Source organism: Paracholeplasma vituli (assembly GCF_025446935.1).
Taxonomy (GTDB): Bacteria; Bacillota_I; Bacilli_A; order Acholeplasmatales; family UBA5453; genus Paracholeplasma; species Paracholeplasma vituli.
Genome location: NZ_JAOEGN010000004.1, coordinates 57,544 through 72,485, shown reverse-complemented (window position 1 = coordinate 72,485; position 14,942 = coordinate 57,544). Strand labels below are relative to the sequence as shown.

The 14,942-nt window shown below is 36.8% G+C and carries 14 protein-coding genes and 1 tRNA gene; 2 read left to right on the top strand and 13 right to left on the bottom strand.

The genetic code is table 11. The features are described from left to right. Window positions 1-3: 3 nt before the first annotated feature. Complete coding sequence (locus N7603_RS03070) at window positions 4-645, bottom strand: HAD family hydrolase (RefSeq protein WP_262095871.1); 642 nt, start codon at window positions 643-645, stop codon at window positions 4-6. Then, window positions 642-1,190, bottom strand: a complete 549-nt coding sequence (locus N7603_RS03065) for an NUDIX hydrolase (protein ID WP_262095870.1) — start codon at window positions 1,188-1,190, stop codon at window positions 642-644. Before N7603_RS03065 ends, N7603_RS03070 begins: the two co-directional genes overlap by 4 nt. A gap of 124 nt (window positions 1,191-1,314) precedes the next feature. Between N7603_RS03065 and N7603_RS03060 the strand changes: the two genes are divergently transcribed. Further along, window positions 1,315-1,390: transfer RNA gene (locus N7603_RS03060), tRNA-Lys, on the top strand. A gap of 44 nt (window positions 1,391-1,434) precedes the next feature. On the opposite strand, the gene N7603_RS03055 is transcribed toward N7603_RS03060, so the two are convergent. From N7603_RS03055 to N7603_RS03010, 10 genes are all read right to left on the bottom strand, one after another. Next, window positions 1,435-2,415, bottom strand: a complete 981-nt coding sequence (locus N7603_RS03055) for an endonuclease I family protein (protein WP_262095869.1) — start codon at window positions 2,413-2,415, stop codon at window positions 1,435-1,437. An 11-nt stretch (window positions 2,416-2,426) separates the two neighbouring features. Continuing rightward, on the bottom strand, window positions 2,427-3,512 hold the full coding sequence (locus tag N7603_RS03050) for an alkaline phosphatase family protein (RefSeq protein ID WP_262095868.1): 1,086 nt from the start codon (window positions 3,510-3,512) through the stop codon (window positions 2,427-2,429). A gap of 40 nt (window positions 3,513-3,552) precedes the next feature. Beyond that, the gene (locus tag N7603_RS03045; RefSeq protein WP_219304933.1) at window positions 3,553-3,753 is read right to left on the bottom strand and encodes a hypothetical protein; all 201 of its coding nucleotides are present in this window, start codon (window positions 3,751-3,753) and stop codon (window positions 3,553-3,555) included. A 70-nt stretch (window positions 3,754-3,823) separates the two neighbouring features. Then, window positions 3,824-4,612: an efflux permease Rv1217c-related protein gene (locus N7603_RS03040; protein ID WP_262095867.1), complete on the bottom strand. Its 789-nt coding sequence runs from the start codon at window positions 4,610-4,612 to the stop codon at window positions 3,824-3,826. Next, window positions 4,605-5,480, bottom strand: coding sequence for an ABC transporter ATP-binding protein (locus N7603_RS03035; protein ID WP_262095866.1), 876 nt, complete (start codon window positions 5,478-5,480; stop codon window positions 4,605-4,607). Before N7603_RS03035 ends, N7603_RS03040 begins: the two co-directional genes overlap by 8 nt. A gap of 104 nt (window positions 5,481-5,584) precedes the next feature. Continuing rightward, window positions 5,585-8,377 (bottom strand): fibronectin type III domain-containing protein, encoded by a 2,793-nt coding sequence (locus tag N7603_RS03030; protein WP_262095865.1) that lies wholly within the window; start codon window positions 8,375-8,377, stop codon window positions 5,585-5,587. 115 nt (window positions 8,378-8,492) lie between these two features. Beyond that, window positions 8,493-10,943 (bottom strand): ABC transporter permease family protein, encoded by a 2,451-nt coding sequence (locus tag N7603_RS03025; protein WP_262095864.1) that lies wholly within the window; start codon window positions 10,941-10,943, stop codon window positions 8,493-8,495. Beyond that, window positions 10,930-11,601 (bottom strand): ABC transporter ATP-binding protein, encoded by a 672-nt coding sequence (locus N7603_RS03020; protein ID WP_262095863.1) that lies wholly within the window; start codon window positions 11,599-11,601, stop codon window positions 10,930-10,932. Before N7603_RS03020 ends, N7603_RS03025 begins: the two co-directional genes overlap by 14 nt. Window positions 11,602-11,710: 109 nt before the next feature. Continuing rightward, on the bottom strand, window positions 11,711-12,238 hold the full coding sequence (locus tag N7603_RS03015; protein WP_262095862.1) for a dihydrofolate reductase family protein: 528 nt from the start codon (window positions 12,236-12,238) through the stop codon (window positions 11,711-11,713). After that, window positions 12,238-12,900, bottom strand: coding sequence for a TIGR00266 family protein (locus N7603_RS03010; RefSeq protein WP_262095861.1), 663 nt, complete (start codon window positions 12,898-12,900; stop codon window positions 12,238-12,240). Before N7603_RS03010 ends, N7603_RS03015 begins: the two co-directional genes overlap by 1 nt. Window positions 12,901-13,081: 181 nt before the next feature. On the opposite strand from N7603_RS03010, the gene N7603_RS03005 reads away from it, so the two are divergent. Then, window positions 13,082-14,338 (top strand): sensor domain-containing diguanylate cyclase, encoded by a 1,257-nt coding sequence (locus N7603_RS03005; RefSeq protein ID WP_262095859.1) that lies wholly within the window; start codon window positions 13,082-13,084, stop codon window positions 14,336-14,338. A 25-nt stretch (window positions 14,339-14,363) separates the two neighbouring features. On the opposite strand, the gene N7603_RS03000 is transcribed toward N7603_RS03005, so the two are convergent. Next, a complete protein-coding gene (locus N7603_RS03000) occupies window positions 14,364-14,897 on the bottom strand; it encodes a guanylate kinase (protein ID WP_262095858.1) in 534 nt (177 codons plus the stop codon). Between the last annotated feature and the right edge of the window lie 45 nt (window positions 14,898-14,942).

The window sequence follows — 14,942 nt, the reverse complement described above, 5'->3', positions numbered from 1 at the left end:
AATTTAAATCACTTTAAGAATATCGTAGGGTTTACCCACAATGAATTCAGGGTTCATTGGTGCGATATCTTTCATATCGCGAAATCCCCATAAGCAAGCGATGACGGTTAGATTTGAATTCTTACCTGTTTGTATATCGGTTTCACTATCTCCAATCAAATACGCTTCATGGGCAAAAATACCCATCGCTTCTAATACTTTATCAATCATGCGAGGATCTGGTTTCTTAATACCATCTTCCGTTACACCTAGTGCATAATCAAACGTATTTGGGAACATTTTATCTACAAGTTGTTTGACAACGATGTCTTGCTTATTAGAAATGACAGCTAATCGATAGCCACGTTTTTTTAAGGATTCCAAAACTTGAGGAATACCTTCATAAGGGGCTGTTTGTTCTTCACTGTGTGCTTGGTAATAGGTATCATAATATTGATAGTATTCCTCAAACTTTTCGGGTTCTACTGATTTACCAATCGATAATTCGACCAGTTGTTTTGCACCATTACCTAAGAATCGTCTGATTTCCTCAGCGGTTCTGGGTTTAAAATTGAAATTTAGTAGCATATGATTGATGGCATTCGTCAAATCTGTGAGTGTATCAAGAAGTGTGCCATCTAAATCAAATAGAATCACTTTTTTCATTTTTTACCTCTTTCGATTATTTTTTGATATATCGGCATCATCTCTGGTTCAGAGACGTATTGAGTAATTTCATCAATATTTACCCATTTGACACCATTGGTTTCTTCTACGTTTTGTTTTAAAGGTAATTGATCATCTGCAATCAATATGTAAGAAGCATTCAAATGTAAGTGTGACGATATTGGTTTACCATGCTTATAATGAAACCACACGGGTAAAACTTCTATACTGATCGGGTTTGAATTTAAACACGTGATCGAATCCAATCCAGTTTCTTCTTTCGCTTCTTTTATAGCGACTTTCAAGAAATCTGTATCGCCATCCATGTGCCCACCTGTCCATCCCCAGGAATCATAGAGTTTATGATAAATCAAAAGAGTTTTTGTCATTGATGGATTAAAAATCATAGCAGATGATGAAAAGTGCATGGCTGGATGTCGCATAAATAAAGCTTCCCCATAATGTTTAATAGCGTCAAGAATATAAGCCAAATCTGCGACTTCTAAATCGGACTTTGGCTGATACTCTGTAAATAAATCGACCATAACGTCACTTCCTTAATAGACTATTTTCTATTATACAACAAAGACACCGTTTTCTAAAAACTTTTTTCGTCTAAAAGGGTTGATTTAACTAAATTAGTGTGTTATTATATTCGTGCTGAAAAACGCACCCTTAGCTCAGTTGGTAGAGCAAATGACTCTTAATCATTGGGTCCACGGTTCGAGCCCGTGAGGGTGTACCATTTAAAGATAAAGCCTAACTCATCTGAGTAGGCTTTTTTGTTATTTATTTTACGAGACTTAAGAAAGAGATTCTAAGACCTGGTAATAAGGTTGTTGTTTCGACTTTGGTCAAATCTTGGATAGTTTTATTTTCCCAAATTAAATGGACATATTCTGGTTTATCAATATAGGGGTTACGGTTACCTTGGGCTTCGTAAATGACTTGATTACGCTTAGTTTCGAATGCGTCCACAGGGTCTTCTTTATGCCAGTCCAGTAATACTGAGAGTTTCCCCATTGTAACCCGGTCCATCGTATAGGTTTCACCTACATCGAAACCCTCATCAGCGAGTTGTAAGAAATCATACATGGTTGCCATATAAAATAAAATACGTGCGACATCCCCTTTATGCTCATCACCTGGGTAATAACCATCTTCGGTTGTGGTTTGATTAAGACCCGACCCAGCTGTGAAATAACGATCACTTCTAGAAGCGTTCACAGATTGGACGATTGCTCTTAGATTATGTAAAACAGACGCTTGATTGCGTTGATGATTTTCAACGCGTTCTAATCCTAATCTTGAATTAGGCCAAACATGCTCTCTCGTCCATGAATCCCCACCATCCCAAGTAGAGGTTACGGTAGCTGAGCTATAAATCGTATAGACCAAACTAGGATCATCGATTAAAGCATCAGCTACACCTAAAATTTGTCTTGCTTCACCATACGTAGTTGGGGTGAAGCCTGTATTCAGGATGGTATGTAATGTGTCTTTTAGTGACTCCCCTTGAAGGCTATTGGCTTGGCTATAATAGGAGCCATTTTCAACTAAAGAATAGTAATAGCAGCCTTCAGCATTTTGTTCACTGCCATAGGTTTGACCGATTGGTTTTTCATAGAAAAAGAAATAATAAATCAATGCTGCGATAATAATTAATGTGATGAGGGTGATTTGAAAAACAGGATTCTTTTCAATCTTCCGTACTTTTTTACGAACTTGTTTTTTTAGTTTTGTTGTGGATGTTGTTTTCTTTTTTGCCATAAAAAATTTCCTTATTTTTCTAATAGTATGAGTGGTACCCAGAGTTCATCTGGGTACCCACCAGCGTGATGGGCTTTGAAGGGGCTATTTTCTTTCATATTAAACATAAATGGCCCTTCTGAAATGGCGATATAATCGCCAATAAAATCATCGAGTAGTGGGTGTTTTATCCCTGACCCAAGACGACCTGATGCCAGTAAAGTTTCTTTATTTAACAATGTGAATTTAGAACCGAAATCCGAATTAAACATGGCTTCAAATGCTTTTTGATTCTCTTTTTTGACAAAGAATACCGTGCTTCTTGGTTCTACAGAAGGCATTTTATCGAGTAACTCCAAAATCGGATGGTGATGTAATTCTACCCCTTCAACATTGACCAAACCATGGTCAGCGATTAGGATAATGAGGGTGTCTTTAGTGACTTGTTGATAGAGTCTTTCGATTTGCTGGGTAAGATACTCTAATTGAAGTTTAACTTTTCCATCATGAATACCCGTACTGTGAATAGTATAGTCTGGTTCATTCCAATAGGTATAGGTAAATGACGATTCCTTTTTGGAAATTGAAATAAGCTCATCGACCATGGCTTCAAAAGATGGATACCCATGTTCTTCAAAATCAGGAAATAGTTTTTTGACGAATAGGTTTGGATTTTTTTTAGCAATCTTTTCTAATATATTCTCATACGCTAAATGGGTTTTCGCAAACTCATTTTTTAGAATATGGGTTTCATCATAAAAATCAAGATTTTGAAAAATAACCGTTTGACAATCTTCAAAACGGTTGTATTGGGTCCAACCGATGTGACCATGTTCATAAGGCGTTAGACCAGAAAGTACAGACGTGGTCGCCGCGACCGTTGTGGGTGGAAAAACCGATGTTAAAGCCATTTTTACGTTTTGTCTTAGTAATGTATTTTCACTCAAATTCTTGAGGATGTTCATACCCATTCCATCCAAGAGGATGTACATAATGTGCTTTTTATCCTTTAAGTAGGGCTTTAACACCTCTAAGGGTGTATGAAATGGTTTTACCCCATAATGATTCAATAATGCATTCGAGACGTTTACAATCGATTTTTGATAGTTTGGTAGCATTTACTTTCCTCCCTAAAAAAATAATCCACTCTAGGATGGACTATTTGTTAGCGTTCAGTTTTAAAATTAGATAGTTTTGTTCAAACGCTTCTGGATACGGATATGCAACTTCTCTCATACGTTTGAATAAAACATAGACGAGACGTCTATCTGCATCGATTCTTGTGATGACGCCAATTTCCTTCTCACCAACGACCGATACTTTCTCGCCAATGATTCTAGATTCGTTACCCCATGACATACAATCACCTTCCCTTACTTAAATATTATAACATAGATTGTTTCATTTTGACTTCATAAAACATTTGAAATTATGATACGGAAATGCGTTTTTTATAGAGGCCATACCCAATCGATAGACCCATTAGAATCACACCTGTAAAAACTAAGAAACTTACATATTCAAAATCCGATTGATTCTTAAGAATAGCAACCGGGTCAGAATACGTAAATGGACTGATGTATTTAAGACGTTTTAACCAGTCATTATCGGTGAGTGTGGAAACAATCGAAAGGATGTATAAAGGCAGTGGAATGGCTAAAGAAATCATCGCTTTTACTTCCTTATTTAGGCAGAGTGCTAATACCATACATAGTAACGCAATGTGTAAATACATGACACCATTGAGAAGCGAAAAAATCACATAATCAGACAAACTAAATGTCTCATTAATGGTAAGAAATCCGATATACCCAATCACCACGTTGATGAGTGTAAATAATAGTATCATAATGAAGAGTACAATGAGTTTACTGATAAAGAAATCCTGTTTAGGTATTGCTTGGGTGTAGATGACTTCAGCGAGTCTTTCTTTTTCAAATGTTGAGATGAGATTAAACCCGAGCAGTGCCGCATAAATCGCTCCAAACAACTGTAACATCATCGCACCTTCGGTAGCGTAGTATTCCAACACATCGCTAGGAATACCTCCAAATTGTTCCATGATGGCCATTAGTTCTGGTGGGACTTGGCTGTATATATCATCGACAAGAGGGTATAGGACAATAATCAAATAAATCATCAAACCAACACCGATTGACCACAATAAATTGGCTTTAATCGCCCGTCTAAATTCCATTTTTAGTAAGGTCTTAATCATGATAATCCTCACTTTCATAATAACTTAGGAAAATTTCTTCTAATGAAACATCGCGGATGACAACATCGGTAAATTCATACTGACTCAATGTTTTCAATAAAGGTGTCATACCCCCTTGGTATTTAAAAGTACCACCCTCGGCTGTCTTCTGAAAGTCGATCATATTGGGTACTTCAATTGGGTAGAATGGTGAAAACTCTACAATCTTGTGTTCTTCTTTTTTTAATATATGCATATCATTTTCAAGAATGACTATGCCGTTTTTAATGAGGCCAACGCGGTCACATACCTTTTGAATGTCCGATAGTACGTGACTAGATAAGAAAATAGTGACCCCTTTTGATTTTAGTTCTAAGAGTTCATCTAAGAATTGCTTTTGGATGAGTGGGTCTAATCCTGTTGTCGGTTCATCCAAAACTAAAAGTTCTGGTTCGTGCATTAAAGCTACCAATATGCCAATTTTCTTTTTGTTTCCAAAAGATAATGATGCATACGTTTTATCTAAATCAATATCGAGGATATGACATAGTTTTTCGACATACTTTGGATTAGGTTTTCGGATAGCTCCAAAAAATGAGATCAGTTCACTGACTTTATATTCTGGGAAAAAGGACGCATCCGATGGCATATATCCAATTCGTTTTTGAATATCCGCATCCCCCATTTGACACGGTTTTCCAAAGACATTCGCAACCCCATCGGTCTTTGGTAACAATCCCATCAATATCCGAATAAGGGTGGTCTTACCAGCTCCATTGGGTCCAATAAATCCGTAAATTTCACCTTTTTTAACATAAAGTGTGGCAGATTCTAACCCGCGCTTTGTTCCATAATATTTCTTAAGATTTTGGATTTCAATCACATGCATAAGATCCACTCCTTTAAACTTATCTTATCACAATTCTGAACCTAATAGGTAGACACCAAAAGAAAAAGATACCCTTTTTCAAGGATATCTCTTTAGTAAGCCTTCTATTGTATCGGATTTGTCGAATTTACTTCGAAAAGTGTATCGAAGAAGACTCTAAGTTCTTCTATTTGAGATTCTGTAAGTGCAGCGAAATTTAAGGCTGCTAAGTAATCTAAGTCCGCATCAATGTCATTTAATTTAGCCGTAATATCCGACTCAATTTCACTCAACTGTGTATCGTCCATGTTTGTTATGGCTTTGACTGGATCTAAACCTAAAATATCCGTGAATACGATATCCATTAAACTTTCAAATAGAGCCTTATCTGTATCCATTATATGATCTAAAGAAATCACTACATGAGCCATTAAACCCAAATCGGTTTCGATATTCCAAGTTTCGATTTGATCATAAATACCCGTAACTGCATCTAGTTCAGTAATAAAGGCTTCTTCTATTAAAAGGATTTGCATGAAGAGGTCGATTAGACCTGGTTTGAGTGCGTTATATAAAGCGTCACAATCCTGGTCAATACCGGTTTGTGTACATACCCCTTGCATCGGTAATTTGAGTAATCCGACGAGTTTTGTTACGAAATCCAAATCTAGATCACTTCGGATTAAACCACGGTAATCCATCACATGGTCGATCATGAGTTCAACAAAGTCGAGTACTACTTCAGGGCTCGGTTCTTCTGTTTCAATAAATAAAGCTAAATCTTTGAGCATCTGACCTTGTGTGAAAAGAATATGGTCGATCAACTTAACATCCATTTCTACTGTTAATTCATAGAAATCTATATAGTTAGGGAGTTCAACTAAAAACTCATCTAACAACCCAGAAATAATGATGAAGGTGTCTGTATCAACTTCCTGTTCGAGTTGTGTTTTCGCGATACCAACAGCGAATCCTGCAAAATCAAGGACCATCGGTTCAACATCAATCGCTTCAATGGTATCAATTAATGCTTGTTGATCATCTACGAAACCATCAATGTGGTTTAAAATAAGCATAATCAAATCAACTAGTTTTACAAAATCGATATCGTGTTCAGAATAATACGATTGCTCTGGGTCATAAATAGGTTCACTGACCATACCATCGACGGTTACGATGATATCGTTGACTAATTTTGCATCCACACTGCCTAAGAATTCAAGACCTAATAAAATCGTATTGTAATCTAAAGCAGCCAGCGTATCGGCATGTCCGACTAAAACAGTCACATTGGTATCTGTCATGCTTGCAGCAAGTGTAAATAAGGTTTCGTATACCCGTAAGAAACTGGATTCTTCAGGCAAGGTTTCGATTAAGATATCTACTATTTCATCTTTAAAAACAAGGATTTCTTCAACAGATACATCGCCACTAGCCATTAGAGTTTCAAGGTCTTGTAATAAGGTCATTGGAATGGCATCATAAAGCGTTTCTAGATAAGTCATGACTTCTTCAATCAAAATACGTAATTCTGCAGATTCTGTATCCATCATTTCAAGAACGATTTCCATCATTTCGATTTGTTGTTCAATCTCAATGATTTCATCATTCGCGTATTGATAATCGGATACGAGAATGCCGATCTGATAGAGGACATCTAAACTGGTTCCGGTAACTAACTTGTTAAATAGGGTTGGGTTTTCATAGTATACATTCCAAAGGAGGGTTTGAAATAAGTATACATATTCGTCGGTGAGGACATCACCATATTCGTTTTCATATCCATATTGGTATTGTATATAATTAATGTAATTTTCGATTTGCCAATATAATCTGAATACATCGATATCCGTAATATTCTCATCCAATTGGTCAAATAGTCCTAGATCATAGGATTCTACATAAGGTCTTAGAGATTGCATCAACGTTGTAAAATCATTACTGATCATTAACGCATTAAGGTCTGATTGGAAATCTGCTACAGTAGCATTCAATTCAACACGTCTTACTTCTTGTTCTTCAAGGCTTATTTGTAGAAATTCATTACCTAAAGTCATCATGAAACTGGTAAATAGTTCTGGGGTTAACCCGTAAGTGCCTAACTTATCCAATTCGGTCTTAATAGCGGTTGGTTGTGGGTTTGACATCTTTTCAGGAAGTTCAACCATAAAGGTGAGCATATTGGCCATATCGACGCCATTCATGCCTTCTGCGATAGCCACATCTAAGTATAAATAGATCATCACTGTCAAACGTTCATACGTTTCAAATTCTTCATCGTTTTCAAAATCGGAACGTTCCATATCGGCTTCATAAGAAGGGTTCACAACTTTTAGTAAAGCACCATAAAGGATTTCGCGGTTTTCAGCACTGATTACTGTATAGTTTTTGGGTGCGGAAGCTTGTGATAAGGTTGTGCCTGCTGTCGCTTTAACTGTAATCACATAGGTGCCTGTAGTCAGGTTTAATGTGCTTAAATCAAAACTAGTCGCTGTGGTATTATGAACCGTTGAATTAATGATCACTTGGTAGCCTGTTGCGTTTGTAACCGCTGGCCAACTCAGTAATTGCCCAGTGAGTGTAACGATTGGAGCCGATAATGTAAGTCCACTCGATTCCACTACAAAGGTCACTGCTGTACTTGGTATCGACAAAGTCGTCCCTTTTTTCGCCACCACTGTCACACTGTAAGACCCACTAGGTAAATTTAGTGTAGCTAAATCAAACGTGGTGACACTCACGGTATGTTCTTGATTGTTAATAATCACAATATAACTTTCTGCGTCTTTCACTGCATCCCAAGTCACTGTTGTTCCAGAGATTTGAACATTGCTCGGTTTTTCAAAATTACTGGTTTCACAACCGTATAAACCAATGACGCCTAGGATCAATACAATTAAAACATACAAGCGTTTCATAGAATCCATCCTTTCATAAAACTCACCTTCATTATACCTATAATGAGGAAAGTAAGTATCTTTTAATCTATAAAAAACAATTATTTTAGTAAAAACCACGAATTTTTATGAATAACTACGCCATTTGATGCATTTTTAGAATTCGAACAAGGTCCATATTTCTTAAACCTTTCAAATAGACGATTCTGGTCAAGAGTAATAATCCATTTGATAACGCCAACCCTATCCAGAAATCATTAAGCATAAATGTGATTTTCTCGTATTCGTCAAATAAGAGTAACAATGGTTTAATGAGTGGGTCTATTAAACATACAATCACTGCTGTACTTAAACTGAGTGTCACCATCATCCAAAAGCCTTCTATTAAAAGATAGCATGATAAGTTTTTAGTTGAATACCCTAATAGGGATACCCGCATATAATTACTTTTAAGCTCGTCAAATAGAATGAGCCCTTGATTCAATAAGGACAACAATAGACCGACTAAAATAATTAATATAACAAAGGTTGCGTAGTTCATCGAAGCGATGACTTCACTCGATAAGGCTTTCGCTCCTGCTTGGAAGTCATATATGTAGATTAAACGATGCCCATAGTTATGCATCAAAGTTTGTTGTAAGCTCTTTGGGTCATCGGTTTTAATCAAAATATGGGTTTGTTTTAACCCCTCGTAACCAGAAAACTGATGAACATTGATGAAGGCGGTGTTACCCACAGCTTCATCAAAAAATCCGACAACCTTTAAAGGGACTGATGAATATTTCTTATTCAAGTCCAAATGAATGATATCGTCTTTTTTAATCCCGTAAACGGCTTGATACCGCATTGGAAGCCAGATGGATGGTTCACTGGTGTTTTGAAAATCAACTAATGAATTTGATTCACTAGACATTCCAAAATAGCTTGTGATTTCATTTGGGGCTAACATATAAACCGCAGAGAACGTTTGTCCACTTGGGGTAATCGCTACATTCCTAAAAATGCCTACTTTTGTGCTGTTATCAACACCTTCTAACAGGGCGATTTCTTCTTCTACAGTATCGATGTTGGTAAGTACATTTGAAACCAGTAAATCGGCTTGATATTCTCTTTCTATGTATGAAGCTTTTAACCGAATATAACCTGTTGTTTGAAATAGTAAAATAACTGATACATACGTGGCTAAGGCTAAAGTCATAAAACGGTAAAACGACTTTTTAACATAGGTCATTTTAAATAAGTACGGCAAACTCGAGTCTTTGAATTTTAGAATAAAGTACCCAATCCCATGGGATATGACTTTAAGCAAACTATAGGCTAAGACTATTGATAATAAAAGACTGGTCAGTGTGGTACTCAAGGTTTGATGATCGATGATAAAATAAAGTGCTAAAACAATCACTACAAGTCCACAATGCACTAAAATAGGCCATGATTTATCTGGTTTATAACTTAACCGAGAGACTTCACTTTGTTTCTTCCAAGCGAGGCTATAAGCCAATGTAGTTAGAATAAAAATCGATAATACAACCCCTAAACTCAATAAAATTAGTCTAAACGCAATCTGATAGTATAACCCAGGCATCAATACCATTAAACCGATTTGAATGATACCATAGGTTAATAAATACGAAATCAACGCTGCAGGGATCATCAATATAACCATTTCAATCGCCCAGATTATGAATCCGAAAGCTAATGACCCACCCAGCAATTTGATTATCGATAACGATTGTTCTTTTTCCTTAAAGACCAATACGAATGTCGTTTGAATCAATAAAAATACCGCTAATCCAATAAAGATCAACATCAATTGAAATAGTGATACCGCACGGTTCACAAGCTGTTTGATATAAGGCATCGGAAGGCTTTCTTTAAAGTCCAAATCCTTATATGTTTCAAGACTAGTGAGGACCGATTGGGTTTCTAAAACATCGAAGGTATCAAAATAAACCGTATTATTAAAATTACTAAAAAAAGTATTTGGATAAATCTCTAAAGGGGGGACTAAGGTTTTTAGTAAGGTCGCGACATGGGGATCATGTGCTATGTATGCGAGGTCACCTTGAAAGATGCCATAATCTTGTAGGATAGCCTTGACTGTAAACTCTAAGGTACTACTTCCGACCGTGAGGCTTAAAGTATCACCAACTTCTAAAGAAAGTTTTTTAGCACCAGTATCCGTTAATATGATTTCAGTGTCTGAAACTACATGGTACTCACCATAAAGGATTTCAAAATCGGTAGGGTTGGTTGCTAGAACGGTTAGATAGGTATCTTGATTGGTTAAGGTATCGATTTTAAATACATTGGCATGATTATTAAGGTTTAACTCATCTAAATCTCTAGTTGAAAAATAACGTGTTGAACTATTGGGGCCTGTGGTCATTTCTAAATCAATGTGTTCACTCCTGCTTTGGTAAGCATGGATGTAATAAGCTTCCATAACCCCTTTCATCGATAAAGCAAGACTGATCACGACCATCATAAACGTGAAACCAAACAACAATAAAAAACTTCGTAAAGGGCTCTTTACGAGGTTTTGTTTGGCAAACTTGAACATGAAAGTAAGTTTATCTCTTTTCATCTTTCTCAATTTTCCCATCTAGTAGTCGAATGACTCGGTTCGTATAGGATAATAAGGCTTCATTATGGGTAACCATTACAATGGTAATACCGAGTTTTTGGTTGAGTTCTTTGAATAAACCCATGATATCTAAACTGGTTTGATAATCTAAATTACCGGTTGGTTCATCAGCGAAAATAATTTTCTTCTCACCTAAAATGGCTCTACCAATGGAAGCGCGTTGTTGCATCCCACCGGATAGTTCGGATGGGTATTTATGCATAACATCTTTAAGACCCACAAGATTTAAGGCTTCTTCAATCGTTAAACCCTTATTCTTGATGATGACATTGGCCAATTTCAAGTTATCATAAATGGATAAATTCGGAATTAAGTTGAAAAATTGAAAGACAAATCCAATGAGATCCCGACGTAACATCGCACGATCGCTTTCTAAGTAAGTTGAAAGTGGTTTATTGAACAAAAGGACTTCTCCCGAATCCACCTTTTCTAGTCCAGACATGACGTAAAGAAGCGTCGTTTTACCAGACCCTGAAGGCCCTACGATGCCTACGAATTCCCCTGCTTCAATGGATAGAGATAACTGATTTAATACCGGTTTTTTCAACACATCCGGGTCGTATGTTTTCTTAATGTTTTTAAGTATGATTTGAGCCATCGAATCACCACTTTTCTAGTTACATTATACCATGTTAGAAATAGAAAAATGATTATATTGAAATATTCACAAAAATAAAAAGGCGTTTTATCGCCCTTTCGTTTTGTAATTATCTTTTTTCATAGGTCAACATCACCATACCGTCATAGACTTCTGTACTAACGTGATTCAACAAGATATCGTTTGGATATTCTGAGAATAATCTCTTTCCAGACCCAATCAATATAGGCATTATGGTAATCACATAGCGATCGATTAGGTCTTTCGTAATAAGTGGTTCAATCACACTACGGCCACCAATAATCCAAATGTCTTTACCTGATTTATGGCTTTGTTTAGAGATAAACTCTACAATATCGCCTGAGATGAATTCGACGTGTTCGGTTCTTCCTATATAACTGTTTGAGAAGACGAATACTTCTTTATTCGGATAAGGCCATACGTTTGGAGAAATCACTTCATGAATCTCATGGTAAGTTTTCGCTCCCATAATGAGGGTGTCAACAGAATCCAAAAAAGCCTCAAATCCGTAATCGACCTCACTATTGGTTTGACCACCTAAAAAATCAATAGCGTCGTTTTCTCTTGCGATATAGCCATCTAATGACATCGCGATGTACAGGATGACTTTACGCATTATTTTGTATGTGTTATGGGTAAAAACTTCGAAGCTGGCATCGATTGTAAGTAAATCTTACCAGGACCTGTAACGACTGTGTGAAAAATGCCTTCTCCACCAAAGACCATATCCTTAAGGTTACCAACAGTTTTGATATCCATCGAAACGGTAGATTCCATCGCTGCTAGATAACCAGTATCGATAATCATCTTTTCACCACGATCTAATTCATAGACTTTGACATAACCATCGATTTCGATGAAGGCTGTGCCCTCACCTGAAAGCTTTTGCATAATAAAGCCTTCCCCGCCAAAGAACCCGGCACCCAGTTTACGTTGGAAAAAGATCGAGAGTTCAACAGATGCTTCCGCGCCTAGAAACGCTCTTTTTTGGACGATAAACGGTTTGTCTCGTTCGATTTTTACTGCCATAATGGTCCCTGGCATTGAGGAGGCTAACGCAATCATCCCTCTACCGTTTTTCGCGGTATAAATATTTTGAAATAAGGATTCACCGGAAAGCATTCTGCCAAATACTTTACCTAAACCGCCACCCTTCGTTTCCATATGCATGTTTTCAGTCATCCAAGACATGCCACCACCTTCAGTGACAATCTTTTCGTTTTCTTCTAACTCAACAATTACGACCGGTAATTGTCCACCTTCAATTTTAAATTCCATTGTGGTTCACCTCTTAGTGACATTTTACAGTATTCTTTATTCATAATCTATATTAAATGTCACGGTTAAAGCCATAAAACCAATCTTTTTAATTAAAGAAATAGATTTGAAATTTGTTTTTATTAATTTAGGTATATAATGATGAAAATTCTATAACAATTCTGAATGGTGGGGATGTCGTGTGCATAATAAATATGTAAACTTGAATCCGTTTGACAGCATCATCATCAAAGCCATGAATGCGGGGACATGGTTTTGGAATATTAAAACCAATGAAACCATATATAATGAACGTTGGGCAGAAATCATCGGCTATACATTAGATGAACTTAAGCCTGTTAGTTTAAAGACCTGGAGTGATTTAGTTCATCCAGATGATTTAGAGCGCTCTAATTCAATGCTTAAAAAGCTCTTTACAAAAGAGGAAACCTATTACACCGTCGAAGTGCGTATGAAACATCGTGATGGTCATTGGATTTGGGTATTAGACAGTGGTCAAATCTTTGAGTGGAGTGAGGATGGTAAACCGCTCGTTGCGATTGGTACACACATCGACATCAGCCACACTAAAAAGGCTCAAATGGAACTTGAGAAAAGTGAACGAAATCTATCCCAAATCATCGACCATGCCTTTGATATCATCTACTGTATTGATATCCATAATGTCTTCTGTTTTGTCTCAAAAGCTTGGACAAAACGATTAGGGTATACCAATACTGAAACCGTCGGCAGGTCTTTTAAACCTTTCGTTCATCCCGATGACTTACCTCGATTAGAACAGTTCTTCAGCAAACTAAAAGACAATAAAGAATCTCAAACCATCAGCAATTTCCGATTTAAACACGTTTTAGGCTTTTATAGGTATTATGAGTCGAATGCTTCAGCCATTTATGAAGAGGGCGAAGTCGTCGGCTTTTCAGGGATAACGAGAGATATTACTGCACTCGTTGAAAAACAACGGGAAATTGAGTACTTATCCTACCATGACTTCTTAACTGGTTTTTATAATCGCCACTACCTTGACCACTGTTTAAAAGAGATTGACTCTTTAGATCATTATCCGCTATCGATCATATCGATTGATTTAAATGATTTAAAACAAGTCAATGATACTTATGGCCACCACATGGGAGACTTTTATATCAAGCAGGTCGCTTCTTTAATTATGACCATTTTACCCTCAGAATACTTATTCCGAATGGGTGGGGATGAGTTTTTAATTTTCTTATCGGATACCGATTTAAATCAAACCCTAACCTATCGAAAAACTTTATTTGATACGCTTAAAAAGATGCGCATTGAAACTTTTGTGCCTTCTATTGCCTATGGATTTGAGATTCGAACAACGAAAAACCAAGATATCTATGAAGACATTAAAATCGCTGATCATTACATGTATGAAAATAAAAATAATGTCAAAAATGGAAACTATAAGTAAAAGGGAAAGTCACTGTGACTTTCCCTTATTTTTGATGTCTTTTTTGATAGTGACTATGAACCCAAGAGGCGAGTTCAGAAAGCGTCACTTCTTCATTATAGATGTGTAAATCGATACGGTGAAACTGTTTTAATTGAAACACGGAGCGGTCTCCAAGTATCCTTTTTTCGATTTGGTCTTTCGGATCTCCACGTAACTCCATACGGGCTCTACGAAGCGCTTCTGAGGCTTCAACGAACACAACGTAGACGTCACTTGCGTGATCTGCTAGCGCATTCGCTCCATTTGGGTCGACAATGACGACACCGTTTTCAATCACATCTTGTTTTTGGATTCCGTAATAGCGATTGGCGTATTCGGTTACTTCATAAAACGCATCCATTGCCATTTTATCTTTAAAGGCTTCTTCACTTAAAAAATGGTAATCGATGCCATCGACTTCATTTTGACGCATCGGTCTGGTGGTGGTGGTAATGCATTTTTTATACCCATAATCACGGTATAAGAGTTTAGCCAATTCAGTTTTCCCACTGGCACTTGCGCCAACTAATACAATCATACGACACTTCCTTCGAAACGATTATAACACGGCTTTTAGAAAAAT

Excerpts from the sequence above, each read along its gene's own strand:
- N7603_RS03070 (WP_262095871.1), bottom strand. The coding sequence starts at position 645 with ATGAAAAAAGTGATTCTATTTGATTTAGATGGCACACTTCTTGATACA.
- N7603_RS03065 (WP_262095870.1), bottom strand. The coding sequence starts at position 1,190 with ATGGTCGATTTATTTACAGAGTATCAGCCAAAGTCCGATTTAGAAGTC.
- N7603_RS03055 (WP_262095869.1), bottom strand. The coding sequence starts at position 2,415 with ATGGCAAAAAAGAAAACAACATCCACAACAAAACTAAAAAAACAAGTT.
- N7603_RS03050 (WP_262095868.1), bottom strand. The coding sequence starts at position 3,512 with ATGCTACCAAACTATCAAAAATCGATTGTAAACGTCTCGAATGCATTA.
- N7603_RS03045 (WP_219304933.1), bottom strand. The coding sequence starts at position 3,753 with ATGTCATGGGGTAACGAATCTAGAATCATTGGCGAGAAAGTATCGGTC.
- N7603_RS03040 (WP_262095867.1), bottom strand. The coding sequence starts at position 4,612 with ATGATTAAGACCTTACTAAAAATGGAATTTAGACGGGCGATTAAAGCC.
- N7603_RS03035 (WP_262095866.1), bottom strand. The coding sequence starts at position 5,480 with ATGCATGTGATTGAAATCCAAAATCTTAAGAAATATTATGGAACAAAG.
- N7603_RS03030 (WP_262095865.1), bottom strand. The coding sequence starts at position 8,377 with ATGAAACGCTTGTATGTTTTAATTGTATTGATCCTAGGCGTCATTGGT.
- N7603_RS03025 (WP_262095864.1), bottom strand. The coding sequence starts at position 10,943 with ATGAAAAGAGATAAACTTACTTTCATGTTCAAGTTTGCCAAACAAAAC.
- N7603_RS03020 (WP_262095863.1), bottom strand. The coding sequence starts at position 11,601 with ATGGCTCAAATCATACTTAAAAACATTAAGAAAACATACGACCCGGAT.
- N7603_RS03015 (WP_262095862.1), bottom strand. The coding sequence starts at position 12,238 with ATGCGTAAAGTCATCCTGTACATCGCGATGTCATTAGATGGCTATATC.
- N7603_RS03010 (WP_262095861.1), bottom strand. The coding sequence starts at position 12,900 with ATGGAATTTAAAATTGAAGGTGGACAATTACCGGTCGTAATTGTTGAG.
- N7603_RS03000 (WP_262095858.1), bottom strand. The coding sequence starts at position 14,897 with ATGATTGTATTAGTTGGCGCAAGTGCCAGTGGGAAAACTGAATTGGCT.